The 22,096-nt window shown below is 69.6% G+C and carries 23 protein-coding genes; 12 read left to right on the forward strand and 11 right to left on the reverse strand.

Features of this window, described 5'->3' with window-relative positions; translation table 11 throughout:
* Nucleotides 1-11: 11 nt before the first annotated feature.
* The 5 genes from ACWGKQ_RS04215 to ACWGKQ_RS04235 all read left to right on the forward strand — a co-directional run bounded on the left by ACWGKQ_RS04215 (nucleotide 12) and on the right by ACWGKQ_RS04235 (nucleotide 6,623).
* Nucleotides 12-2,750, forward strand: a complete 2,739-nt coding sequence (locus ACWGKQ_RS04215) for a penicillin acylase family protein (RefSeq protein ID WP_453290322.1) — start codon at nucleotides 12-14, stop codon at nucleotides 2,748-2,750.
* Nucleotides 2,743-3,369 carry a GNAT family N-acetyltransferase gene (locus tag ACWGKQ_RS04220; protein WP_453290323.1) on the forward strand — a complete coding sequence of 209 codons (627 nt, stop codon included), beginning with the start codon at nucleotides 2,743-2,745 and terminating at the stop codon, nucleotides 3,367-3,369. The genes ACWGKQ_RS04215 and ACWGKQ_RS04220 overlap by 8 nt, the downstream gene beginning before the upstream one ends.
* Complete coding sequence (locus tag ACWGKQ_RS04225) at nucleotides 3,356-3,829, forward strand: cupin domain-containing protein (protein WP_453290519.1); 474 nt, start codon at nucleotides 3,356-3,358, stop codon at nucleotides 3,827-3,829. The genes ACWGKQ_RS04220 and ACWGKQ_RS04225 overlap by 14 nt, the downstream gene beginning before the upstream one ends.
* The gene (locus ACWGKQ_RS04230) at nucleotides 3,826-4,599 is read left to right on the forward strand and encodes an SDR family NAD(P)-dependent oxidoreductase (protein WP_453290324.1); all 774 of its coding nucleotides are present in this window, start codon (nucleotides 3,826-3,828) and stop codon (nucleotides 4,597-4,599) included. Before ACWGKQ_RS04225 ends, ACWGKQ_RS04230 begins: the two co-directional genes overlap by 4 nt.
* Before the next feature lie 212 nt (nucleotides 4,600-4,811).
* A complete protein-coding gene (locus tag ACWGKQ_RS04235) occupies nucleotides 4,812-6,623 on the forward strand; it encodes a copper resistance CopC/CopD family protein (RefSeq protein WP_453290520.1) in 1,812 nt (603 codons plus the stop codon).
* Nucleotides 6,624-6,645: 22 nt separating this feature from the next.
* On the opposite strand, the gene ACWGKQ_RS04240 is transcribed toward ACWGKQ_RS04235, so the two are convergent.
* Nucleotides 6,646-7,155: a DinB family protein gene (locus ACWGKQ_RS04240; protein ID WP_453290325.1), complete on the reverse strand. Its 510-nt coding sequence runs from the start codon at nucleotides 7,153-7,155 to the stop codon at nucleotides 6,646-6,648.
* A 106-nt stretch (nucleotides 7,156-7,261) separates the two neighbouring features.
* Nucleotides 7,262-7,840 (reverse strand): GAF domain-containing protein, encoded by a 579-nt coding sequence (locus ACWGKQ_RS04245; RefSeq protein ID WP_453290326.1) that lies wholly within the window; start codon nucleotides 7,838-7,840, stop codon nucleotides 7,262-7,264.
* 82 nt (nucleotides 7,841-7,922) lie between these two features.
* On the opposite strand from ACWGKQ_RS04245, the gene ACWGKQ_RS04250 reads away from it, so the two are divergent.
* Nucleotides 7,923-8,207: a hypothetical protein gene (locus tag ACWGKQ_RS04250; protein ID WP_453290327.1), complete on the forward strand. Its 285-nt coding sequence runs from the start codon at nucleotides 7,923-7,925 to the stop codon at nucleotides 8,205-8,207.
* Nucleotides 8,189-8,602, forward strand: coding sequence for a DNA-binding protein (locus ACWGKQ_RS04255; protein WP_453290328.1), 414 nt, complete (start codon nucleotides 8,189-8,191; stop codon nucleotides 8,600-8,602). Before ACWGKQ_RS04250 ends, ACWGKQ_RS04255 begins: the two co-directional genes overlap by 19 nt.
* A 60-nt stretch (nucleotides 8,603-8,662) precedes the next feature.
* Here the strand turns inward: ACWGKQ_RS04255 and ACWGKQ_RS04260 are convergent, their stop codons facing one another.
* From ACWGKQ_RS04260 to ACWGKQ_RS04275, 4 genes are all read right to left on the reverse strand, one after another.
* The gene (locus ACWGKQ_RS04260) at nucleotides 8,663-8,869 is read right to left on the reverse strand and encodes an IS1096 element passenger TnpR family protein (RefSeq protein WP_453290329.1); all 207 of its coding nucleotides are present in this window, start codon (nucleotides 8,867-8,869) and stop codon (nucleotides 8,663-8,665) included.
* A gap of 495 nt (nucleotides 8,870-9,364) precedes the next feature.
* Nucleotides 9,365-11,203, reverse strand: coding sequence for a GmrSD restriction endonuclease domain-containing protein (locus ACWGKQ_RS04265; RefSeq protein ID WP_453290330.1), 1,839 nt, complete (start codon nucleotides 11,201-11,203; stop codon nucleotides 9,365-9,367).
* 624 nt (nucleotides 11,204-11,827) lie between these two features.
* Nucleotides 11,828-12,889 carry an NAD(P)/FAD-dependent oxidoreductase gene (locus ACWGKQ_RS04270; protein ID WP_453290331.1) on the reverse strand — a complete coding sequence of 354 codons (1,062 nt, stop codon included), beginning with the start codon at nucleotides 12,887-12,889 and terminating at the stop codon, nucleotides 11,828-11,830.
* Between the two features lie 10 nt (nucleotides 12,890-12,899).
* Nucleotides 12,900-13,250, reverse strand: a complete 351-nt coding sequence (locus ACWGKQ_RS04275; protein WP_453290332.1) for a hypothetical protein — start codon at nucleotides 13,248-13,250, stop codon at nucleotides 12,900-12,902.
* A 137-nt stretch (nucleotides 13,251-13,387) separates the two neighbouring features.
* On the opposite strand from ACWGKQ_RS04275, the gene ACWGKQ_RS04280 reads away from it, so the two are divergent.
* The 5 genes from ACWGKQ_RS04280 to ACWGKQ_RS04300 all read left to right on the forward strand — a co-directional run bounded on the left by ACWGKQ_RS04280 (nucleotide 13,388) and on the right by ACWGKQ_RS04300 (nucleotide 18,131).
* A complete protein-coding gene (locus tag ACWGKQ_RS04280; protein ID WP_453290333.1) occupies nucleotides 13,388-14,026 on the forward strand; it encodes a class I SAM-dependent methyltransferase in 639 nt (212 codons plus the stop codon).
* Nucleotides 14,027-14,095: 69 nt separating this feature from the next.
* Entirely contained in the window at nucleotides 14,096-14,698 is a 603-nt protein-coding gene (locus tag ACWGKQ_RS04285) for a helix-turn-helix domain-containing protein (protein ID WP_362572679.1), read from the forward strand.
* A 289-nt stretch (nucleotides 14,699-14,987) separates the two neighbouring features.
* Nucleotides 14,988-15,683 (forward strand): rhodanese-like domain-containing protein, encoded by a 696-nt coding sequence (locus tag ACWGKQ_RS04290; protein ID WP_453290334.1) that lies wholly within the window; start codon nucleotides 14,988-14,990, stop codon nucleotides 15,681-15,683.
* A 188-nt stretch (nucleotides 15,684-15,871) separates the two neighbouring features.
* Complete coding sequence (locus ACWGKQ_RS04295; RefSeq protein WP_453290335.1) at nucleotides 15,872-17,236, forward strand: rhodanese-like domain-containing protein; 1,365 nt, start codon at nucleotides 15,872-15,874, stop codon at nucleotides 17,234-17,236.
* Between the two features lie 145 nt (nucleotides 17,237-17,381).
* Nucleotides 17,382-18,131 (forward strand): sulfite exporter TauE/SafE family protein, encoded by a 750-nt coding sequence (locus ACWGKQ_RS04300; RefSeq protein ID WP_453290336.1) that lies wholly within the window; start codon nucleotides 17,382-17,384, stop codon nucleotides 18,129-18,131.
* A gap of 813 nt (nucleotides 18,132-18,944) precedes the next feature.
* Here ACWGKQ_RS04300 and ACWGKQ_RS04305 read toward each other — a convergent pair.
* The 5 genes from ACWGKQ_RS04305 to ACWGKQ_RS04325 form a co-directional block, all read right to left on the reverse strand.
* Nucleotides 18,945-19,307 (reverse strand): glutamate ligase domain-containing protein, encoded by a 363-nt coding sequence (locus ACWGKQ_RS04305; RefSeq protein WP_453290337.1) that lies wholly within the window; start codon nucleotides 19,305-19,307, stop codon nucleotides 18,945-18,947.
* Entirely contained in the window at nucleotides 19,307-19,831 is a 525-nt protein-coding gene (locus ACWGKQ_RS04310; protein WP_453290521.1) for a C39 family peptidase, read from the reverse strand. The genes ACWGKQ_RS04305 and ACWGKQ_RS04310 overlap by 1 nt, the downstream gene beginning before the upstream one ends.
* A gap of 37 nt (nucleotides 19,832-19,868) precedes the next feature.
* Nucleotides 19,869-20,960 carry a D-alanine--D-alanine ligase family protein gene (locus ACWGKQ_RS04315; protein WP_453290338.1) on the reverse strand — a complete coding sequence of 364 codons (1,092 nt, stop codon included), beginning with the start codon at nucleotides 20,958-20,960 and terminating at the stop codon, nucleotides 19,869-19,871.
* Nucleotides 20,957-21,757 (reverse strand): diaminopimelate epimerase, encoded by an 801-nt coding sequence (dapF, locus tag ACWGKQ_RS04320; protein ID WP_453290339.1) that lies wholly within the window; start codon nucleotides 21,755-21,757, stop codon nucleotides 20,957-20,959. Before dapF ends, ACWGKQ_RS04315 begins: the two co-directional genes overlap by 4 nt.
* A 61-nt stretch (nucleotides 21,758-21,818) precedes the next feature.
* Nucleotides 21,819-22,064, reverse strand: coding sequence for a hypothetical protein (locus ACWGKQ_RS04325; RefSeq protein WP_453290340.1), 246 nt, complete (start codon nucleotides 22,062-22,064; stop codon nucleotides 21,819-21,821).
* Between the last annotated feature and the right edge of the window lie 32 nt (nucleotides 22,065-22,096).

Genomic DNA, 22,096 nt, shown 5'->3' on the forward strand with positions numbered 1-22,096 from the left:
GGGGTCACCAGGTGACCATCGAGACGTACCGCGACGCCTGGGGCATCCCGCATCTGCGGGCGGCCGACGCCCGTGAACTCGCCCGTGCGCAGGGCCGGGTCACGGCCCATGACCGGGCCTGGCAGCTGGAGGTGGAACGACACCGCGCGCAGGGCACGTCGGCGTCCTTCCTCGGCGCCCCGGCCGCCGCCTGGGACGTCTTCGCCCGCCGGGCCCGCCTCGCGGACACGGCGAGACGCTGCTTCGAGGCGCTGGAGAGACGGGACCCGGAGACGGCTCAGTGGGTACGGGCGTACGTGGCCGGCGTCAACCAGGGCCTCCCGGCCGGCGCCGCCCGCACGCCCGAGTTCGCCCGCACCGGTCTGACCCCCGGTACCTGGGAGCCCTGGCACCCGCTGTGCATCTGGCTGGCCACCCACATCCTGTTCGCCGGCTTCCCGGCCAAGCTGTGGCGTGAGGAGGCGATACGGCACCTGGGCGAGGAGGCGGTCCCCTTGTTCGCCACGGACGGCCCGGGCACCTCGGGCAGCAACGGCTGGCTCCTCGCTGGCTCCCGCACCAGCACCGGCCACGCCGTCCTCGCCGGCGACCCCCACCGCTTCATCGAAGCGCCCGGTGTCTACCAGCAGATCCGCCTCTCCTGCCCGGAGTTCGACGTCATCGGCCTGGCGGTCCCGGGCGTCCCCGGCATCGCCCACTTCGGCCACACGGGCACGGTCGCCTGGTCCATCACCAACGCGATGGCCGACTACCAGGACCTCTACCGGGAGCGCCTGCGGCGCACCCGGACCGGCATCGAGGCCCTCGCCCCGGACGGCACCTGGACCCCGGCCGACCACCACACAGAGACGATCGAGGTGTCCGGCAACCCCCCACTACAGATCGAGATACTCGAAACCCCCCGGGGCCCGGTCATCACCGGCGGCCCGGAGAAGGAACCGAACACCGGAACGACGAGAGCTACGGCGACCACGACGGCCGCCGCCGACCGACCGACAACCGCCGCCGACGAAAGCCGCCCGCCTTTCATCGCACACGAGTCCGCGGCTGCCGATGGCGACCGCCCCCCGCAGGGTCCACCGGCACCCGCCGACGAAGGCCGCCCGCCTCTCTTCGCGCACGCACCCGCGCCCGCCGACGGTGGTCGGCCCCCGGGTCCACCGGCCGCCGACGGCGAAGACCGCCCGCCTTTCGTCGTGCACGCACCTGTGGCTGCTGACGGTGGTCGGCCCCCGGGTCCACCGGTCGCCGACGGCGAAGACCGCCCGCCTTTCGTCGTGCACGCACCTGTGGCTGTTGACGGTGGTCGGCTCCCGGGTCCACCGGTCGCCGACGGCGAAGGCTGCACGCCTCACGTCGCGCACGCGCCCGCGACTGCCGATGGTGGTCGGCCCCTGCAGGGGCCACCGGCACCCGACGGCGAAAGCCGCACGCCTCTCTTCGCGCACGCACCCGCGGCCGCCGACGGTGGTCGGCCCCTGCAGGGGCCACCCGCACCTGACGACGAAAGCTGCACGGGTGGTGCGGGTGGGAGAACACACGCCGATGGCGAAGCCGAGGCGTTGGCGCTTCGCTACCCGCCCCGCGTCACCGAAGACCTCGGCTTCAGCGCCCTCCTCCCCCTCCTCCGCGCCCGCCACGTCACCGACGTCGACCGAGCCTTCGACGCCTGGACCGAGCCCGTCAACGTAGTCCACGCCGCCGACACCGCCGGAGGCACCTTGCACCGCGTCGCCGGCCGCGTCCCCGTCCGCTCGCACACCAACCGCACCCGCCTAGCCCCCGCCTGGCTCCCCGGCCACGACTGGCAGGGCTGGCACGAGATGCCGTACGGCGACATCACCGACGGCGTGGCCGTGATGGCGAACCAGCGCGGCCCGGCCACCCCCCTCGGCGTCGAGTTCGCCCCGCCCCACCGCGCCGACCGCATCCGCACCCTCCTCGCCGAGCGCCGCACCTGGTCCGCCGCCGACATGCCCGCGATCCACACCGACACCCACCTCGCCTCCGCCGCCCCCCTCCTCGACCGCCTGACCGCCCTCGACGGCCTCACCCCCGCCGCCGCCGAACTCCGCGACCGCCTCCTCGCCTGGGACCGGCGGATGGACGCCGACAGCACCGGCGCCGCCGCCTACGCGGCCGTACGCTCCGCCGTCGTACGCCACCTCGCCGCCCACCCCGCCTTCGCCGCCCTCGCTACCCTCACCCGACACCCGGACCGCCCAGAGGTCCTGCTCCCCTGGCTGGCCCTCACCCCCCGGATCGCCTTCGCCCTCGAACACCTCCTGAGGGCGGAGGAGCTGTACGGCGTCGACCGTCCCGCCGCCGTGCGCGCGGCCGTGGAGGAGGTCGCGGCCGACCCGCCCACCGGCACCTGGGGCGACACCCACCGCCTCACCCCCTGGCAGGCGCTGCCCGAGCCGTCGTACGACGACGGACCGGCCCTGTCCGGCGACCACGACTGCGTGCTGTGCACCTCCGCCGTCCCCGGCCTCACCGACCGCTCCGCGCGCGGCCCGGCCGCCCGCTACGTCTGGGACCTGGCCCGCCGCGACGACAGCCGCTGGGTGGTCCCGCTCGGCGCGGACGGCTCCCCCGGCGCACCCCACCACACCGACCAACTCCCCCTGTGGCTCAAGGGAGACCTGGCCCCGGTCGTCACCGACTGGGCCCGCCTGGAACGCGTAGATCTCACGGAACTCACCGAACTCACCGAACACACGGAAGAGAACGCAAAGACCGATGTCTGAGCACCCCGCACACCACCCCGTCTTCGAACACCCCGTCCCCGGCTTCGGCACCGTCCGGCTCCGCCCCCTGGACCCCGAGCGCGACGCGGACGTCGTCCACAGCTGGGTCAGTGCGGAACGCGCCGTCTTCTGGGGAATGACCGGCCTCACCCGCCCCCAGGTCGCCGAGATCTACGCCCACATGGCCACCCTCGACACCCACCACGCCCACCTCGCCGAGAAGGACGGCACCCCGGTCGGGCTCCTCCAGACGTACGAGCCGGCGGCCGACCGGGTGAGCGAGTGCTACGACGCCCGCCCCGGCGACATCGGCGTCCACGTCCTGCTCGCCCCGGCCGGACCCGAAGGCCCCCGCCCCGGCTGGACGGACGCCCTGCTGACCGCCTTCACGGCGTACGCCCTGCGCGCCCTCGACCGCGACCGCATCGTCGTGGACCCGGACGTCCGCAACGAGAGGGCGATCACCCGCTTCCGGCGCCAGGGCTTCGAGCTCGGCCCGGCCGTCGTACTCCCCGAGATCGACCTCCCCGACGTCCACCTGCCCGAGAAGCACGCTCAACTGGCTTTCCTCACCCGGCCGGTAGCCTTCCCGAATGTCCCGGATGCTGACTCCCGATGACCTGATCGCCCACTACGGCCTGGAGCCGATCCCCCGCGAGGGCGGCCTGTTCCGTGAGACCTGGGCCGGTCCCGCACGCGCCGACGGCCGCCCCGAGGGCACCGCGATCGTCGGCCTCCTCACCGCCGACGACTACTCGGCCCTGCACCGCCTCCCCACCGACGAGATCTGGCACTTCTACCTGGGCGACCCCCTGGAATTCCTGCTCCTCGCCCCCGACGGCACCACCCGCACCCCCGTCCTCGGCCCCGACCTCCTGGGCGGCCAGCACATCCAGCTGACCGTCCCGGCCGGCACCTGGATGGGCGCCCGCGTGGCATCCCCGGGCGCCTGGACCCTCTTCGGCTGCACGCTGGCCCCCGGATTCACCTTCGAGGGGTACGAACACGGGAACGCGGCCCACCTCACGGCGCGTTACCCGTCCGAAGCCGCCCGCATCACGGAACTCTGCCGTCCATGACCCACACCCACCTGCTCGACGGACAGACCGCCCTGGTCACGGGCGCGAGCGGCGGTATCGGCCGGACCATCGCCCGCCGCCTGGCGGCGGAGGGCGCGGCGGTGGCCGTGCACTGCCGTACGGCGGTACGGGCGGCGCAGGAGGCGGCCGCGGACATCACGGCCGCCGGCGGCCGGGCCACGGTCGTACAGGGCGACCTGAGCGACGAGGAGACCTGCCACCGCGTCGTCCGCGAGGCCGCCGACTGGGGCGGCGGACGGCTGACGGCCCTGGTCAACAACGCGGCCGTACAGCCCGTACAGCCCCTGCCCGGCATGACCGCGGCCGACTGGCGCGCGGTCGTCGACACCGACCTCACCAGCGTCTTCGCCTGCACCCAGGCCGCCGCCGAGATCATGCGTGCCCAGTCCGGCGGCGGCACGGTCACCCACATCGCCTCCATCGAGGCGACCCAACCGGCCCCCGGCCACGCCCACTACAGCACGGCGAAGGCGGCGGTGGTCATGCACGCGCGGGCCGCGGCCCTGGAGTACGGCCCCCTCGGCATCCGCGTCAACACCGTCTCCCCGGGCCTGATCGACCGGGAGGGGCTGGCGGAGGACTGGCCGCAGGGCGTGCGCAGATGGCAGGAGGCGGTGCCCATGGGCCGGCTGGGGAGCGCGGACGACGTGGCGAACGCGGTCGTCTTCCTGACCTCGCCGCTCGCGTCCTGGATCACCGGCCACGACCTGGTGGTCGACGGCGGCGTATCGACACGCCCGACATGGTGACGTTTCCGCCCCCCGAACCAAAGCGCCCCGAAGGGGCGCGGGGAACTGCGCGACCAGCCCCCACCCACCCGCAGACAAAATGAGCACTACAGCCATCCCAGCCGTATGACCCAAGAACACGTGTTGCCGAACTCGGAGCGGGTGACGTGAGCGAAGGACACGAAAGGCGGCGAGCGACGCCGACCGGCAACCACAGGAACAGGGCCAGAGCCCTGCGCGCCCTCGCACTCCTCGGCACCCTCCTCGCCGCCCTCCTCCTCGCTTCGGCCGGCCCCGCCTCCGCACACGCGGCCCTGCGCGGCAGCGACCCCGCCGACGGCGCCGTGCTCAAGTCGTCGCCCGGATCCGTCACCCTCACCTTCTCCGAGTCCGTCAGCCTGCTCGACGACTCGTTCCGGGTGTACGACCCCACCAACCACCGGGTGACCACCAGCGACGCCGAACACGCCCCGGCCGGCTCGGACACCGCCCGGATCACCTTCCCCAAGAAGCTGGGCAAGGGCACGTTCACGGTGGCGTGGCGGGTCGTCTCGGCCGACAGCCACCCCGTCTCCGGCGCCCTCACCTTCTCCGTGGGCAAGCCGTCGGCGACCACGACACCCGTCTCCACCGGCTCCGTCGAGAACCCGCTCACCGGCGGCCTCTACAACATCGGCCGCTACGTCGCGTACATAGCCGTGGCGCTGCTCATAGGCGCCGTCGCCTTCCTGGCCGTCTGCCGCCCGCCGGACCCCGCCGCCCTCCGTACCCCGATCCGTACGGCGTGGTGGGCCCTGCTCGCCGCGACCCTCTTCCTCTTCGTCCTCCGCTCCCCGTACGAGGAGGGCACCTCCCCGGCGACGGCCTTCAGCCTCTCCGCCCTCGGCAGGTCGGCGACGGGACGCCCGGGACTGGCCCTGCTGGCCAGGGTGGCCCTGCTGGCGGTCGCGGCGGCCCTCTACCTCCTGCTCCGCAAGCGGGTGAGCCCGTCCCGCCCGTCCCGCCCCCTGCTCGCCACGGCCGCCGCCCTCTCCATCGCCCTGGCCCTGACCTGGGCGGCGGCGGAACATGCCTCGGCCGGCATCCAGGTCCCGCTGGCGATGACGTCGACGGTCCTGCACCTCCTGTCGATGGCGCTCTGGCTCGGCGGCCTCACGGCCCTCCTCATCAGCCTCCACCGCGCCACCACGCCCCTCCCCGCCGCCGTGGCAGCCCGCTTCTCCCGCGTGGCCTTCGCCTCGGTGACGGTCCTCGTCGTCACCGGCGTCTACCAGTCCTGGCGCGGCCTCGGTTCCTGGCAGGCGCTCACCGACACGTCGTACGGCAGGCTCCTCGTCATCAAACTGGCCTCGGTGACGCTGCTGCTGGCTGCGGCCTCGCAGTCCCGCCGCTGGACGGCGAAACTGGCGACGGCCCCGGCCACGGCGGCCCGCGACCGCATCCCACTGCCGGTCGGCGCACCGCCCCCCGCGGACCCATCGGCTGCGGAGGATTCAACCAGCCCGGAGGAACCGCCGGAGGAATCGCCGCCCGCTCCCTCCGCCGGCCACCACCAGGCCGCCCTGCGCCGTTCGGTCCTCGCGGAGGTGGCCATCGGCGTCGCCGTCCTGGGCATCACCACCATCCTGACCGGCACCCTGCCCGGCCGGGCCGCGGCCGAGGCGGCCGAGTCGGGAACGGTGTCGGACACGACCGGCATCCCCGCGGCCGCCGTCGCCATGGTCCCCTTCGACGTCGGCACCCCGAACGGCCACGGCAAGGTGCAGATCACCCTGGACCCGGGCCGGGTCGGCGCGAACTCCGTACAGGCGGTCGTCTTCGGCCCCGACAACGGCATCTCCACCGTCCCCGAACTCCGCCTCTCCTTCACCCTCGGCGCCCAGAAGATCGGCCCGCTTCCCGCCAACGTGACCGACCGCGGGGGCTATTGGGCCGCAGACTCCGTCAACATCCCCATCGCGGGCGAGTGGACGATCACGATGACGGTACGGGTGTCCGACCTGGACCAGGTGACGGTGACGAAGAAGATCCGGATCGCCGCCTGACCGAGTCCTTCGCGGCGGCTGCTCAGGCGCCCACGGTCCCGTCGACGCCCTCGCGGAGGAAGTCGGCGTGGCCGTTGTGGCGGCCGTACTCCAGGAGCACGTGCAGCATCACCATCCGCAGCGACACCTCCTCCTCCCACCTCGGCTGGTACCCGGCCTGGTCCAGGGAGCCGGCCGCGCGCTCGATCCGGCGCGAGACCGCCACCTCGGCCTCCCACGCGCCGAACGCCTCCGCCCTGGTCGACTCGCTCGCGTCGTACGCCGCCTGGAAGTCGATCTCGTCGGACCACACCATGGGCGCGTCATTGTCCTCGAACACCCGGCGGAACCAGGCGCGTTCCACTTCCGCCATGTGCCGCACCAGACCGAGCAGCGACAACGCGGACGGCGGCATCGACCTCTGCCGCAACTCCTCGTCGCTGAGCCCCTCGCACTTCATGGCGAGGGTCGCGCGATGAAAGTCGAGAAAGGCCCGCAACATGTCCCGCTCACTGCCGAAACCGGGCGGCCCTGGGCGGTCGTCGTTCGTCACTGTCCGTACTCCTCATCCGCTGAGTCCGCTCCGGCACCGGGGCGCGACAGCAGTATGGCGACGCGTACTCGGCTCGGCGCAGCCGGTCGAGGGGGCGCGGTCAGTCTCAGCGGGTGGCGATGGTGTGGATGTGGTTGAGGGCGGTGATGACGGTGGTGTTGCGGTGCCAGATCAGCCAGCGGCCGACCTGCCTCCCGAACTGGTCGAGTGCCGCCAGCCGGTCGGAGCCGAGGTCACGCAGGGGCTGGTCGTGGTGGGAGGAGATCATGCCGATCACGGTGCCTCTGCGGCTGATCAGAGGTGCGCTGTGGCAGGCGCGGCTGCCGGTCTGCAGGATCGCCCGCCGGGAGGCCTCGTCGAAGGCGCCGCAGGTGTCGACGTCCTTGACGGTTACCTTCCCATCGCGGCACCGGTGACCTGGAGGGTGTGGTGCAGCGCGGCCTTGAGGACCGTGCTGTCGTCGGCGGTCGAACGCCTCCCTCTTCGGCAGCAGGCATGTTCTCCCGCTGACCGCCTCCACCCTCGGCCGAGACGGCCGCCAAGCCGGTGGCGGTGGGGCCGACCGCGCCGCCGTACTCGACGGCGAAGGACCACTCACCGGCGCGGCCCACCCTGGCGACGCCGTCGACGCCGCCACCGGCGAGCAGCTCCAGCGCGTCGTGAATGAGACCAGAACCGAGACCACGAGGTGACAGGTGGACGGCCCGCCTCGTTCGGCGGGTGCTGCGTCCCGGTCGAATTCCTACTTGTTTGATAATGTCGGTGTCATGAGCGAGATTCCTTACGGCGTCGGCGAAGGGCCGGCAACCAGGGTCAGTCTCTCCCTCCCCGAGGGGACGGCGGAGGCGATCCGCCGACGTGTCGGCAAGCGTGAGTTCTCCGCGTTCATCACCGAAGCGGTGGAGCGCGAGCTGCGTGGTCAGATCTTGGATGAGTACCTGGCCGACTACGAACGCCGCCAGGGGCCGATCTCCGAGGACGAGCAGGAGCGGGCACGCCGGGTCTTCGACGAGGTGTTCGCGGAGGAGGGGCAGTGGCCCGCCGCAAGCTGAGCCACGAAGGCACCCTCGTTCTCGACTGCGAGGGCCTGTCGAAGTTCGTCAGTGATCACGAGCCCGTCGTCGCCCTCGTCGCCGAGGCCCGCACGCGGGGTATGGAGGTGGTCATCAGCGCACTCACCATCATCGAAGCGGTGCATCGCCGGACCGACAAGGCGCGGCTCGCGTGGGTCCTGTCCGGCGTGCGGATCGTGCACATCGGCGACGAGGAGGCCAAGGCCGCCTCAGCCATGCTGATCAACGCCGGGCTGCACGGTCACAAATACGCCATCGACGCCGCCGTGGCCGAGATGGCGCTGCGTCAGCGCCGCCCGGTCGTCATGCTCACCTCGGACACCGACGACATGACGAAGCTCTGCGGCGACAGAGTGCGCCTCTTCGCCGTGTAGTCGACGCCCAAGACCCGAACACCGGAGCCATGATCGGCTGCGTGGCCGGACGTTTCGTCTTCATGGTGCCGTAGGGCGCAGCAGCCGAGCGTCGGCCTCGGCCGGTGCGAAACGGGCAGGGGCGAATGCCGTGGCGGACCGAAGTCCGAGCCACTCCAGAATGGCGTGTTGTTCCGCATGCGCCGGGTCGGTGAGGATCGCATTGAGGTCGCTGTAGCCAGGGGCGCCGCCGCAGTCCTCGGGTGGGCGTGCCCCGCCACCATCCACGCGGTGCGGAGAGCAAGCCCGGCTGTGGCTGTCTCAGCTGCGGCCGGCGCCTACCCGACCGACCAGCACTCGCGTCTGTTCGTCGTGACGTTCCGGTGAGTTCGGGAAGGTCCTGACCAGGGGCGGAGCGGGGGCCTGTGGTGGCAACGACCAATGTCTTCGCCACTCGGTGGCCCGCGGGATCAGCGCTTCTTGGTCTTCTTCTTTTGCGGCGGAGTCCAGTCGCCTCGGTGCAACTGGCATCGGGAGTAGCCGATCATCGCCGGGTTCTGGCACCGCTTGCCGGTCTTGGTCCTGGTCGACCCGCATGTGACCTGCTTACCCATTCGTCCTCCCCTGTCCGGCCGAAGGTGCCCCATCTCGAACCATCGTCTCGGGGCAGGGAAGCCGATCGCTCCATTTGTGTCCGAATTCGGCTGATTCACTCTCCTGAATGCCTGAATCATGACATTTTCGACTGTGGGTTGATCGCAGGGTGTACGGAGACCTCGCACGTCAGAGATCGTCGGTGTCATCCGCTGTGTCGAGGTTGATTCCGGGATCCTCGGCCCTCGACTCGTCGTCCAGGATCGGCTTACCCATCGCGACCGCGATGCTGCGGAGCAACGCCGCTCTGCGAGCGGTGAAGAACCCGTCGAAGTCGTCGGTGGCCATTGGTTCCGGTTGGGCCAGGTGAGAACGGATGCGTTCGGCGACGTCTTCGAGAGGGGTCTGCGCGCTCTTGGCCAGACGGCCCAGGTAGTCGGAGGGAGCCGCCCCTCCGATGATTCGGTTGGTGCGGGCGGTCAACGGGGTCTTGTTGATGATCGAGTTGTAGTCGGCGGGAGCGTAACCGGCCTTCTCGCACCACGTCTTGGGGAAGATGTGGTGGATGTCGATGGACTCGTCGAAGTACCCAGTGACCTCGGCCTTCTCCCCGGTGCGCCAGTCCAGGGCCCCCGCCTTGAGCAGGAGTGCGTAAATCCCCTTGTAGGCAGCGCTGTTGCGAGTACGAAGAGTCAGCAGGCGTCCGGGGGCGAACTGTGCCGCGGTGACGGTCCGGGGCTCTGCCGCATCCTCGCGGATCCAGTCGACGACGTCCGGCAGATCCTGGCTGAAGCGGGTTTCGGTCGAGCCGCCGTAGAGCTCCCCGAACACACCGCACCAGTACCAGCGGGCGAGCTTGAGCTGGGCTCCGGCGCTCTGTGTGGCGTCCCCCGCCAGGGCCAGGATCGCGGCAAGGGGTATCAACTGTGTTCCGTACGGCAGGAACTTCGTGTCGAAGAGGAACTGCTGGTGCAGGAACTTTGCCGCCGCCTTGAACCCGGTGATGACGGAGGGTGCGAAGCGTACGTAGTCCTCCAGGGAGAGAGCGAGCATGTCCTTGCGCTTGCAGCCGATGCGCGGCAGCCGCTCCTCCTCCGTCCCGCGTTCCGCCTCGCGCCTTCGCCGCTCGGCCGTGGCCAACAGCGTGACTGCCTGGAGAAAGTCCGTGTTGGAGACCTCGCGAAGGATGCGGTATTCGGGCGCCTCCCAGGCAGCCCGGCATTCTTGCTCCCAGTGATTGCGCAGATCGAACTCGTCCGCGGCGTAGGTGGCGGTCAGCAGCTCGAAGACGGTCAGGGTGACACCGCCGGTGTTGACCTTCTCGAACACTTGGCACACGGCTTGGCGTGGGGTCGCCTGCCCGAGTTCGATGACCGGCACGTGGTAGCGGTCGAAGGGACGGACGAACGCCTCATTGAAGTCACGCCACAGCGTGCGCTTGTCCTTGTCGCCGTCCCAGTGGTCGGTGAACTCGTATCCCCAGTCGCCGCCGTCGAAGACCGCGTGCAGCGGGAAGAGATGCGCCTCGTATTCGCGCTCTGGAGTCGAGTAGTCCTCGACGATCTGGCCCCGGAAATTGAGCACCTTGCGCGTTTCGGGCAGAAACCTGATGGCGTCCTCGCGGTCGCTGTTCTCGTCGAGAGCCTGGATCATGTCGACGTAGAACCAGCCCGACACCTGATGTCTGCGCAAGTCCTGGGTGACCACCGGGCCCTTCAGTTTCAGGGCCTGGAACAGCGACGTCAGTCGCTGCTGCCCGTCGAGTACGAGCGTGTCGGGCTCGGACTCACCGGCCGGGGTGGCTCCTTCGATCGGCCGGTACTTGAACCGGACATCGCCACCTGCCTTGAGCAACATGACGGTGCCGACGGGGTAACTCAGCGAGATCGACGCGAGGAGACTCGCGATGTTCGGGTAGGGCCACACCCAGCCCCGCTGGAACTCCGGCAGCTGGGCCTTGCCGACTTCGACCTGCCGTAGCAGATCCCGCAGCGGTCGCTTGTCGATGCTGAACGCTTCGTCGGGCACATGGGCTCCCTGAGGCTGCCGGTCACCAGAGTGGGCACCGGAGGTCGACCTGTCTCGTGTCACCGAAAAACTACTCGGTGTCATGACATCGGGTGCCGGAAATGCAAAACAGCTCAAATTTTCAACAGGGGCAGGCCAGGGGCATACGTGCCTGTGGATTCGCCGGCCGTCTTCACTCCGGCAGCGAGCGATCCGGACAGACAGCTCCCGTGATCCAGTGCCGACCGGGATGTAGGGGCCTTCTGGTCGCAATTCGGTCACTCTGGCCCGACGTCGAAGGGCCCCACCGTGAACGGTGGGGCCCTTCGACAACGTGCCCGGTGAGGCACTGGCGGAGGATACGAGATTCGAACTCGTGAGGGGTTGCCCCCAACACGCTTTCCAAGTCTTCGTCCGGGGGGTCGGTGGGGGACGGAGGTGTTCTGACCTGGTGTGGAACGGATGATGGCACCCGCTTTGGACGGCGCTGGACGGGGGCGAATGAGACCAGAACTGAGACCAGGGTGCTCAGTGTTCTGCCTGGTCGGGTGCAGTGCCTGGGGCCGTGCGACGCGCCGGTGCTCACGGGCAGCAGGGTCCTGGCGGTGGCGATGACGACGTGTTGCGGAAGCGCCTCGCCGCTCGCTATGCGGGGCCTTCCAGACCGTGAGCGCGGGTACCCAGAACGCGTCGTGACACTTCTGCTTCCATCGGGCCGTCGAACGGCGTTGCCGATGCTGCTTCGCGGGCCTCGGTGGCACGTCGGGCGTCTTCGAGGATGAGGTCCATGTTGATGGCGCCACCTGTGGTGTTTCCGGCGCCGGCGGATTGGGGAACGGCAGCGAGGACGTCGCTGACGTTCCCGGCGGCCCACACGCCCTGGACGCCGGTGAATCCGGAGGGGTCGACGGCGACCTGGACGCCGGGGACGGCGGGATGGGGGTTGAGGGTGAGGCCGAGGTCTTCGAGGAAGCCGCCGCGGGCGGTGAAGGTGGGGGCGACGACGAGGGTGTCGAGGGGGATGACGGTGCCGGAGGCCAGGCGGGCGCCGGTCAGCTTGTCCTGTTCGGTGTCGGTCTCCAGAGCGGTGACGCCGCCGTGGATCACTTCGATGCCGAGGGCGGCGAGCTGTTCCCACTGCTCGTCGGTGAGCTCCGCCTGTGCGTGGTGGGCGAAGAGGGTGACCTGATCGGTCATCTGACGGAACAGCAGGGCCTGGTGGAAGTTGCCCAGGACGCCGACCTTGGTGTCGCGGGCTTCCCAGCCGTGGCAGTACACGCAGTGGATCACGTCGCGCCCCCACCGCTCAGCCAGGCCGGGGATGTCGGGCAGTTCGTCGATCAGGCCGGTGGTCACCAGGACGCGCCGGGCACGGGCGCGCTGTCCGTCCTGGGTGGTGATGGTGAAGGTGCTGCCGCCACGTTCGACTCGCTCGACCCGGCCGTTGATGACTTCTCCGCCGTAGGAGGCGACTTCCTCCCGGCCTACGCGAAGGAGTTCCAGGGGGGAGATGCCTTCGCGGCCCAGGATGTTGTGGGCGCCGACTCGCGCGGCGGGGGCGTTGCGGGGTTCGCCTGCGTCGATGACAAGGACGGAGCGCCGTACGCGGGTCAGCAGCAGCGCGGCGGACAGGCCGGCGGCGCCCCCGCCGACCACGACGACGTCCCAGGTGCGGTCTTCGGTGCTCTTCAGCTCATCGGTGTCCATATCGGCACCGTCACCCCGCAACACCTTTGACAGCAAGCTGGCTTGCTGTTTCTGCAAAGAACCGGATCATCGGCTCGCGTTTTGCGTATTCAGCAAGTTCGTTTGAAGAAGGAGCCGGGCCGATGAATTCGCCTGCTGCACTCTCCCGGGAAACGGAGAGCAAGACCCCTGGCTGGATGGCTCTGGCGGCCATTACGGCTGGCTCGCTGATGGCGATGTTGATAACCGTCGCGCCCAGGATATTCAAAACGACGCAGTCACCTTCCGTGGCCTGCTCGTGCTCGGCGGCCACTTCGCCCCCGTCGAACAGCCCCGCTTCCTCGTCGAGGACCTGCGCAGCTTCTTCGGACAGCTCAGCCACGCGCCCGCCTGACGGCAACCTGCACCCCCGTCCCCGCTTCCGCCGTTTGCTGGACCAGCAACGCAGCTTGCCTGCTGAGCGGCGGGTGAGGACTTTGGCCACGGGGGGCCGCCTTCCGCGCCTGTAAGGAGATCTTGATGACCACACCCGACAGCATCGAGCCGGCCCGGTTCTGGGAGGACCGCTACCGCAAATGCGGACGCGTCTGGAGCGGTCAGCCGAACGAGTTGCTGGTCCGCGAAGCGGCCAATCTGGCACCGGGAAGTGCACTGGAGCTGGGCTGCGGCGAGGGTGCGGACGCCTTGTGGCTGGCGTCCTGGGGCTGGCAGGTGACCGCTGTCGACATCTCCACCACAGCCTTGCGACGGGCCGCCGCCCAGGCGATGGAGCTGGGCCTGTCCGGGCAGGTCACCTTTCAGCACCACGACCTCGGGCAGACGTTTCCCGGCGGCAGCTTCGACCTCGTCTCCGCGCAGTACCTGCAGTCACCGGTCGCGTTGGACCAGACGGCCATCCTGCGGCTGGCGGCCCGGGCCGTCGCGCCGGGCGGCACATTGATCATCGTCATGCACGCCGGATGGCCGACCTGGAGCACCGCCGCGCAGCAGCCCGCCGATGTCGTCTTCCCCACCCTGGAGGGCCTGCTGGCCACCCTTGCCTTGCCTCCCACCTGGAAGGTGGACACCCTCGCCGGCGTCCAGCGGCCCGCCCCCTCACCCGAGGGGTGCTCGGGCACCCGCACCGACCATGTGTGGCGCCTGACCCGCACCACCTGAACCGCCTCGCCCCCGTACACCCGCAGCGAGCGGAGCCCCCTACCTCCCCACCCGACGAAGAAGAGAGCCATGTCCACCACACCGACGGACGACCAGCTCGTTCACGACACAGATGCCGTGCTCGGCTCGGTCGGGCCCCGTCTGCGCGACGCCCGCCAAGCCCGCCGCATGACGCTCTCGGACGTCGCCGAACGCACCGGCATCTCCACCAGCACTCTCTCCCGCCTGGAGGGCGGCCGGCGCCGCCCCAACCTGGACCTCCTGCTGCCGCTGGCCCACGTCTACCGGGTCGCCTTGGACGACCTGATCGGTGCCCCGCCCACCGGTGACCCCCGCGTCCACGTCAAGCCGATCCGCAACAACGGCACCACCTTCGTCCCTCTCACCCGCGGCGGAGCTCCCGTGGAGGCGTTCAAGATGGTTCTCCCGCCCCTGCGGATCGCCCCGAAGCCCTCGCTGCGCACGCATGGCGGTTATGAATGGCTGTACGTCCTGACCGGTGCCATCGACCTCACCCTCGGCACCGCGACCACCCGCGTGCGCGCCGGCGAAGCCGCCGAATTCGACACCCGCATACCCCACGCCCTGACCAGTGCCGACCACGACGCGGCAGCCGAAGTCCTGGCCCTGTTCTCCACCAGCGGCGAACAGCTCCACGTCCGCCAGTGCTGATCACGGACACGTCCTGCGTTTGCGGCAGACGCAGCGCCCCGGCTGTGCCAGTGGTGGCCACCCGATCCGCCGACGGCGTATCGGACCGCACCGACTGACTTGCGAGTTCAGCAAGGCTATTTGCCTCTCATAGACATGTGCGCGCAGGCTGCATCCAGAAAGTGCTGGCTCACAAGCCAAAGCCGGTATCTCTCGGACTCGGCCGTGTTCCCTCATTCGCCTGGAACCTCTCCGGCTTGAGCAGCACGTCAGAAGTCGTAATTGCCTTACAAGACGGAGGAGGCTGCAGATGGAAAATCGCCATGTTGTGATCATTTCGATCGAGATCGATGAGGAGAAGGAAAGCTCGTATCTCGACGCCTGGCAGGACGCTGCGGACGTGATGGCAGCTCAGCCCGGTTTCATTCGGACGTATATGTTCCGCACGATCGTTCAGGGGAGCAAATTCTCTCTCGTCAACGTGGCGGAATGGGAGTCCACCGCTCGCTGGGAAGAGGCGATGAACGTCTGCCCGATGATGGGACAGCAGATAGCCGTCGCCCATGCCTCGAACTACGAGGCGATCCGGACGGTCCTGCCCGCCACGATGCAGAGCCCGGGCTCCGGCGACGGTCACACGCCCGCTGACCTGTCTCCTGTCGAGGCGCGTCGCCGCGTCGTGGGCGGGGAGCTCACGCTGGTCGATGTCCGCGAAGACGATGAATGGGCAGCGGGTCACCCGGCGGGCGCCGTCCACGCCGCGCTCAGCACGTTGCCGGCCTCGCTGTCAGATTTGCCTGACGGCCCACTGGCCTTCGTTTGCCGCACGGGCAATCGCAGCATGCAGGGCGGCGCGCAGGCGATCCGCGTGGGCCGGTCCTCCGTCTACAGCGTGACAGGCGGCCTTGAGGCATGGGAAGCGGCAGGGCTGCCGGTTACCTTCCCCGACCGCGAGGACTCGGTGAACAACGGCGACCGTGCCAAAGCTGCGGTACGTGAGGTCTGACGAAAGCAGAACCGGCGGATAACCGTCGCATACGTCCGCCGGCATGAGGCCGGCCGGGCACGCCATCCGCCTCGCACCCTTCGGGAAATTCCCTACCGCCATTTCAGGCGGTGATCGTTTGTGCAAATGGCGGCGATTTCCCGAGGCGGGAATTGCCCGGGTACGCCATCTCAGAAAGGAGTCATACCGTGTTTTTTGTCGACACCCTGGAGTTCGAGGGGCTGGGCAACCGTAGTTACCTGGCCGGCGGTCCGAGAGCAGCGGTCGTGGTCGATCCGCCGCGGGACGTCGACCAGGTGGTCGCCGCCGCCGCCCGGCGAGGGGTGCGCATCGCCTACGTGGCGGAGACGCACGTGCACAACGACTACGTCACCGGCGGCCTGGAACTGGCCCGCCTCACCGGTGCCCGCTACCTGGTCCCGGCCGACGCCAACGTCTCCTTCGCCCGCACTCCCGTCACGGATGGCGACACGTTCGTGGTGGACGGGCACCTGGTGCTGCGTGCGATAGCCACCCCGGGCCACACCCCGCACCACACCTCATATGCGCTGGAGGAGGACGGCCGCGCGGTGGCGGTCTTCACCGGCGGCTCGCTGTTGATCGGCACCGTGGGGCGTCCGGACCTGGTGGACCCGCGGCTGACCGAGCACCTGGCCCGCGCGCAGCACGCCTCCGCCCACCGGCTGGCGGCAACGCTCGACGACGAGGTACCCGTACTGCCCACGCACGGCTTCGGCAGCTTCTGCTCCTCCTCCCAGGCCGAGGGCGATGCGACCACGATCGGCAAGGAACGCACCAGCAACGACGCTTTCACCCTGGACGTGGACACCTTCGTGAAGCGGGTCCTGGCCGCGCTGGAAGACGTGCCCGCCTACTACACGCACATGGGCCCGGCCAACGCCGCCGGTCCCGCGCCCGTCGATCTGACCCCGCCCGAGCCCGCCGACGCCGCACAGATCGCCGAACGGCTGGCGTCGGGTGAGTGGGTGGTGGACCTGCGCAGCCGGGTCGCCTTCGCCGACGGCCATGTGGCCGGATCGTTCAACTTCGAGGGCACCGGCAAGCTGGCCACCTATCTGGCCTGGCTGATCCCGTGGGGCAAGCCGGTCACCCTGCTCGGTGACACCCCTGCGCAGATTACCGACGCGCAGCGGGAGCTGACCCGGGTCGGTATCGACCGCCCGGCCGCCGCCGCCACCGGAGATCCAGCCGCCTGGGTCCGTGAAGGGGAACAGCTCGCCTCCTTCCCCCGCGCAAGCTTCGCCGACCTCGCCGATGCACACGAGCGCGGCGAGGACGTGGTGGTACTGGATGTGCGCCGGGATTCCGAACGCGCGAACGGCTTCATCAAGGGCTCCGCGCACATCCCGCTCCACGAACTGCACGGCCGAGTCGGCGAGGTGCCGGACGGCACGGTGTGGGTGCACTGCGCCGGCGGGATGCGCGCAGCGATTGCCGCTTCCCTCCTGGACGCGACCGGACGAAAGGTCATCGCCATCGATGACGGCTTCGAGGCCGCCGCCGACACGGGCCTGAGCCTCACCCAGCCCTGAATCCCCTGCTCCACCTGCACAGAAGGCACACGATGTTCCTCCCACGCCACGGTCCTGGCCGTCTCGGCCCCGAACAGGCCCACCCCCGCGTCACCGGAACCGGGCTGCCGTCGGCCGGCGACAGCGGACACAGCGGGCGAATAGCATGACCGTCCTGATCCTGGCCCTGATCGCAGGAGCCGTCGTCGGCCTGACGCTCGGCGCCCTCGGCGGCGGCGGCAGCGTCCTGGCGGTGCCCGCGCTGATCTACCTGCTCGGCTTCACCCCCGCCGAGGCCACCACCGCCAGCCTGATCATCGTCACCGCCACATCTCTGACCGCCCTGTACGCGCACGCCCGGGCCGGGCACGTGCGGTGGAAGGCCGGAGCGGCATTCGCAGCCGCCGGGATTCTTCCGGCGGCTGCTGCTGGAGCCGCCGCCACCCACATGCCCCAAGCCGTCCTCACCGTCGCCTTCGCCACTACAGCCGTCTTCTCCGCGATCAAAATGCTCCGGCCCGCTGACACCGCCCGTCCCGGAAGCGGCGGCGTACGGCCGGGCAAGGCAGCCGGGGCCGGTGCCGGCCTGGGCACGCTGACCGGACTGCTCGGTGTGGGCGGCGGCTTTCTCGCCGTCCCCGCCCTGGTCACCGTCCTGGCCTTCGAGATGGAGGCCGCAGTCGGCACCAGCCTGCTGGTCATCACGGCCAACTCGCTGGCTTCCCTGGCCACTCGCTCCGGCGCCGCCGCCTCGCTCGACTGGGCGCTGATCGGCCCGTTCACCGGAACCGCGATCCTGGGCGCCTGGGACGGCAAGCGCATTGCCGCGAAGGTCGCCGGGCACCGCCTGCAGCACATTTTCGCAATGGTCCTGCTGGTCGTGGCCGCCTTCATGCTTGCCGACGCCGTGACGTGATGGCGGCTCGGGCCCGCGACAACTTCGACGGCCCGCATCCGCTCGGTATCCCCGGCCGCCTACCCGCGTCCCGGGATCCTGTAGACACCCCGGTTTGATGTCATCTACTACTTACGACACGTCGTCAGCGGTTCACTCGCGTTCGCCTTCCCGGTCGGTGCAGATCTTTTGAGGGTCTGGCACACCTGCGGTTTTGTACGGATCGAGTCCCTCGTCGCCACGGAGCCCAGCGCGGCCGACCTGCCCGTCTGTCTCTCATGGCACCCGTTCGTCCGCGTCGGCGCCGAACGGCCGGGCGTAACTGACACGGCGTAGCGGTGCTGGATTACGAACCCGCAGGTCACGCTCTTGCCAGACACCCTCAAAAGATCTGCTCCCGAGGGCGAAAGCGTCCCCTTCCTTGTGCAGCGGATCCTGGCCTGGCCCGGATACCTGCTCGCCGACTGCTATTAGCACTTCGGAGTCGTCGAGGCCGAACAGCTCACCCACGACAGCAAGATCAACTTGCCAGGCTGGGGATGCCGGTCTCACGACATGATTAGCGCATGGGCGAAAGGCGCCGACATCGACATTCAAGCCAACGCCTGAGAGGGCCGCTCGTGAGCCAGCGAGTGCCTCTGCCGTCGGCCGATGGGTCATAGCACCGCCGCTCGGCCTCAGCCAAGGAGAGACGCTCCGTTCCACTGGGAAGACATCGACCTGGATGCGGGCTACGTCCGCATTCGCAAGAAGCCGGTTTCGTCTCAAGTACGCCCATGACTGTGGAGACAATCCGTGCGACCAGCGCCGGCGAGCCAGCAGGCCGGCGGCTGCTTACAGGCTGGTGACGGGTTGCCCTGTGAGTGCTTGGGCGATCTGCCAGAGCTGGCCGCCGCGGGACGCCTTCACCAGAACGACGTCGCCGGGCCGGAGGATAGAGGCCAGGTAGGCGGCGGCAGTGCCGTTGTCGCCGACCATCGCGATGTCCGGCACGCCCGCCGCTCCCGCCGCGAGCGCGAGCTGCTTGGCGAGTGCGTTCCCGACCGTCACAACGAGGTCGACGCCGTTCTCGGCCGCCATGCGTCCGACCTCGCGGTGGGCTTCGACGGATTCGTCGCCCAGTTCCAGCATCTCTCCGAGTACGGCGATCCTCCGGCCGCCTGCGGCCTCGGTCGCGTCGCCGTCTGCCTCGGTCATCAGGACTCTCCGTTGGGACTCAGGGCCGCGAAGGTGATCGCGCGGCCGGTGTAGGAGGGGGAAAGGCGGCTGAGGGGGATGTGATCGTGTGTCTGGCCCCAGGCCGACGGGTCTCTGAAGTGGATCGTCGGGTCAGGGCCGTCCTCGTAGCCGCGAAGGATGACGAGGTGGCCGCCGGCGCGGCCGTCGTCCGGGAACTGCTCGGTCACGGACACGATGAGCGGAGCGTGGCTGAGCCGCCCTGTCAGGTCTTCGACCGGGACGGGCTCGGCGGTTGAGGGGACGCCGAGGTCGGTCGCAAGGCGCGCGATGCCCGCATGAAGTGCTCCACGCGGGGTCAGAACCTCATGCTTGACCGCGAGTTTCAGCAGTTCGGTGATGGTGGGTGCCTCGCGTCCGTAGGCGAGCAGGATCATCCTCAGCGATGCCAGGCCGCACGCCCGGTTGGACCATTCGATCCTGTCCCCGAGTGCCCATCCTCCGTGTAGATCCCATTCGGCGGGGGCGATGAGCTGACGGCACATGGGGACCTCGTGGACGCGCGGCACAGCGGCAGGGCTCCTACGGCGAGACGGCGGCCTCCCGGGTCAATGTGGTGCTGGAGAACGCGGGAGTGGGCAGGGGGACATCGTAGGGCGGGCGGGCCAGGGCCTCGTGCAACATGGCCAACACGACGGCCGTGTGCGTGAGTCCGACCATCGCCGCCCCCACCACGAAGTTGCTGTCACGGGACATGCCCGGCGTGCTGTTGACCTCCAGTACGTACGGCTCGCCGTCCTCGGTGAGGATGAAGTCGATGCGCGCCGAGCCGCGCAGCCCGACCCCGTCCCACAGGATTCGGGCGTCCCCGGCGATCTTGTCGAGCACGTCGGGCGCCAGGTCGGCGGCGCGCACGGTCACGGTGCCGCTGGAGTCCACGTCGAGCTTCGTGTCGGCGTCGTAGAAGTCGGCGCAGGTGGCCTCGGTGGCCAGCGGCGGGAAGACGACGACCGAGCCGCCCGGCAGCTCCAGGAGCCCCACGGTCACCGGCGTGCCGGTGACGTACTCCTCGACGAGCACGGACGTGCCCTCTTCGCCGGCGGCGTCTGCCAGGGCGCTGGGCAGATCCGCCGGATCGCGCACGAGGCTCATGCCCACGCTGGATCCGCCGAAGGGCGGCTTGACCATCACCGGGCGCCCGTTCCACGTCGTCGGGACGCCGGTCCAGACGTGCCAGCCGGGTGTCGGGACGCCGAGGGCCAGCATCACCCGCTTGCAGAGGATCTTGTCGGCGGCCACCGCGGATGCCCCGACCCCGCTGCCGCAGTAGGGCACGCGAAGGTAGTCGAGCAGTCCCTGCAACCGGCCGTCCTCGCCGTACGGGCCGTGCAGGTTCGAGAGGACCACGTCGTACTCGGCCAGTTCCATGATGAAGTCGGGCTCGCACGGGTCCAGCACCTTCCAGCGGACGCCGATCTCCTCCAGCGCCCCGGCCAGGGCGGTGACGGATCGCTGCTCGACGGGACACTTCGCGTGGTAGAGCCTGTCCTCGGCGGACACCGGACCGTAGACGAGGGCGACGCCGAGGCCCTGGCGGCTCTGTCCCCACTCGCGAAGCTCCTCGGCGGCCTTCTGTACCGCGAGGTTCGAGGTGGTGTTGAGGAAGAGAGTCATGCGAGTTCCCCTTCGAAGGTGTGTGTGACCGGGCCCCCGACCCATTGCGTCCGGTCCGGGCGGGCGTCATGCGGCCGGACCGTGAGTGGCTCTCCGGCGCGGTTGTGGACGGTGACGGCGCGTCGTGCCACCAGTCCGCGCACGGTGGCGACGACGACGGCTGCGACTGCCCCGCTCCCGCACGAGAGGGTTTCCGCCTCGACCCCGCGCTCGTAGGTGCGGATTTTCAGCGTCTGGTGGCCGGCGAGCTGGACGAAGTTGACGTTCGTCCCCAGCGGGGCGAGGTCGGCGTGGTGGCGGACAAGGCGCCCGACGACCTCCGCGTCGATGGCGTCCACGTCGTTCACGATCGCCACGACGTGTTCCGTGCCGGTGTGGGCACTGTCGAACCAGGTCGGTCTGCCGTTGATGACCGTCTGTAAACGCCGAGGGAGGATTTCGCCGAGCTCGGCCGTGACCCACACGGAGTCGTCGCAGACGACCGCCTGGTGCTCCACGTCGGCCATGTGGAGACACATCTGCCGGAAGCCGTGATCGCGGTGAGCGGCCCAGGCGGAGCACCGCAGGGCATTGCCGCACATGGTGGCGAGCGAGCCGTCCGCGTTGAAACAGGTGACTTCGATGACAGGTGGGCTGTGGCTGAGCATCCTGCTGATGACCAGGCCGTCCGCACCTACGCCGGTACGCCGGGCGCACAGACGTTCCGCTTCCGTGGGCCACTCTTTGTCGTCGTCAAGCCCGCGGCCGGAGAGCAGGACGAAATCGTTTCCGGCGCCATGGATCTTCCGAAAGCGCATGGCAAACCTCCTCGCATGGTGAGGTGAGAGTGATGGTGCGACGCCCGAACAGGGCGGGGGATCAGCCGAAATCGATGGGTCGGTATGTCGTCCGGGCTTCTCGCATGACCCAGGGCTCACGACCGGCAAAGATCAGTACGCGGTGGGCTGCGGTGCCGGCGGACCTCATGTCCTGCACGCGCTGGTACTCGCCGTCCAGGTAGACGAAGTCACCGACGCGGACATCGCCCGGCGGCCGGTTCGTTCCCATCGTTCCGACCGGCGGAGGAGGTACAGAGGGCAGCTCCTTGGCCCTGCGTTCGTACATCAGCCCCTCCATATGCCCAGTAGGAGGGAGCC

The sequence above is a fragment of the Streptomyces sp. NPDC054770 genome (assembly GCF_053611985.1).

Bases quoted from the DNA above. Each gene is read 5' to 3' on its own strand.
- ACWGKQ_RS04230 (WP_453290324.1), top strand. From the start codon at position 3,826: ATGACCCACACCCACCTGCTCGACGGACAGACCGCCCTGGTCACGGGC.
- ACWGKQ_RS04280 (WP_453290333.1), top strand. From the start codon at position 13,388: ATGACCACACCCGACAGCATCGAGCCGGCCCGGTTCTGGGAGGACCGC.
- ACWGKQ_RS04325 (WP_453290340.1), bottom strand. From the start codon at position 22,064: ATGTACGAACGCAGGGCCAAGGAGCTGCCCTCTGTACCTCCTCCGCCG.
- ACWGKQ_RS04315 (WP_453290338.1), bottom strand. From the start codon at position 20,960: ATGACTCTCTTCCTCAACACCACCTCGAACCTCGCGGTACAGAAGGCC.
- ACWGKQ_RS04220 (WP_453290323.1), top strand. From the start codon at position 2,743: ATGTCTGAGCACCCCGCACACCACCCCGTCTTCGAACACCCCGTCCCC.
- dapF (WP_453290339.1), bottom strand. From the start codon at position 21,757: ATGCGCTTTCGGAAGATCCATGGCGCCGGAAACGATTTCGTCCTGCTC.
- ACWGKQ_RS04290 (WP_453290334.1), top strand. From the start codon at position 14,988: ATGGAAAATCGCCATGTTGTGATCATTTCGATCGAGATCGATGAGGAG.
- ACWGKQ_RS04310 (WP_453290521.1), bottom strand. From the start codon at position 19,831: ATGTGCCGTCAGCTCATCGCCCCCGCCGAATGGGATCTACACGGAGGA.
- ACWGKQ_RS04305 (WP_453290337.1), bottom strand. From the start codon at position 19,307: ATGACCGAGGCAGACGGCGACGCGACCGAGGCCGCAGGCGGCCGGAGG.
- ACWGKQ_RS04300 (WP_453290336.1), top strand. From the start codon at position 17,382: ATGACCGTCCTGATCCTGGCCCTGATCGCAGGAGCCGTCGTCGGCCTG.
- ACWGKQ_RS04250 (WP_453290327.1), top strand. From the start codon at position 7,923: ATGAGCGAGATTCCTTACGGCGTCGGCGAAGGGCCGGCAACCAGGGTC.
- ACWGKQ_RS04285 (WP_362572679.1), top strand. From the start codon at position 14,096: ATGTCCACCACACCGACGGACGACCAGCTCGTTCACGACACAGATGCC.
- ACWGKQ_RS04270 (WP_453290331.1), bottom strand. From the start codon at position 12,889: ATGGACACCGATGAGCTGAAGAGCACCGAAGACCGCACCTGGGACGTC.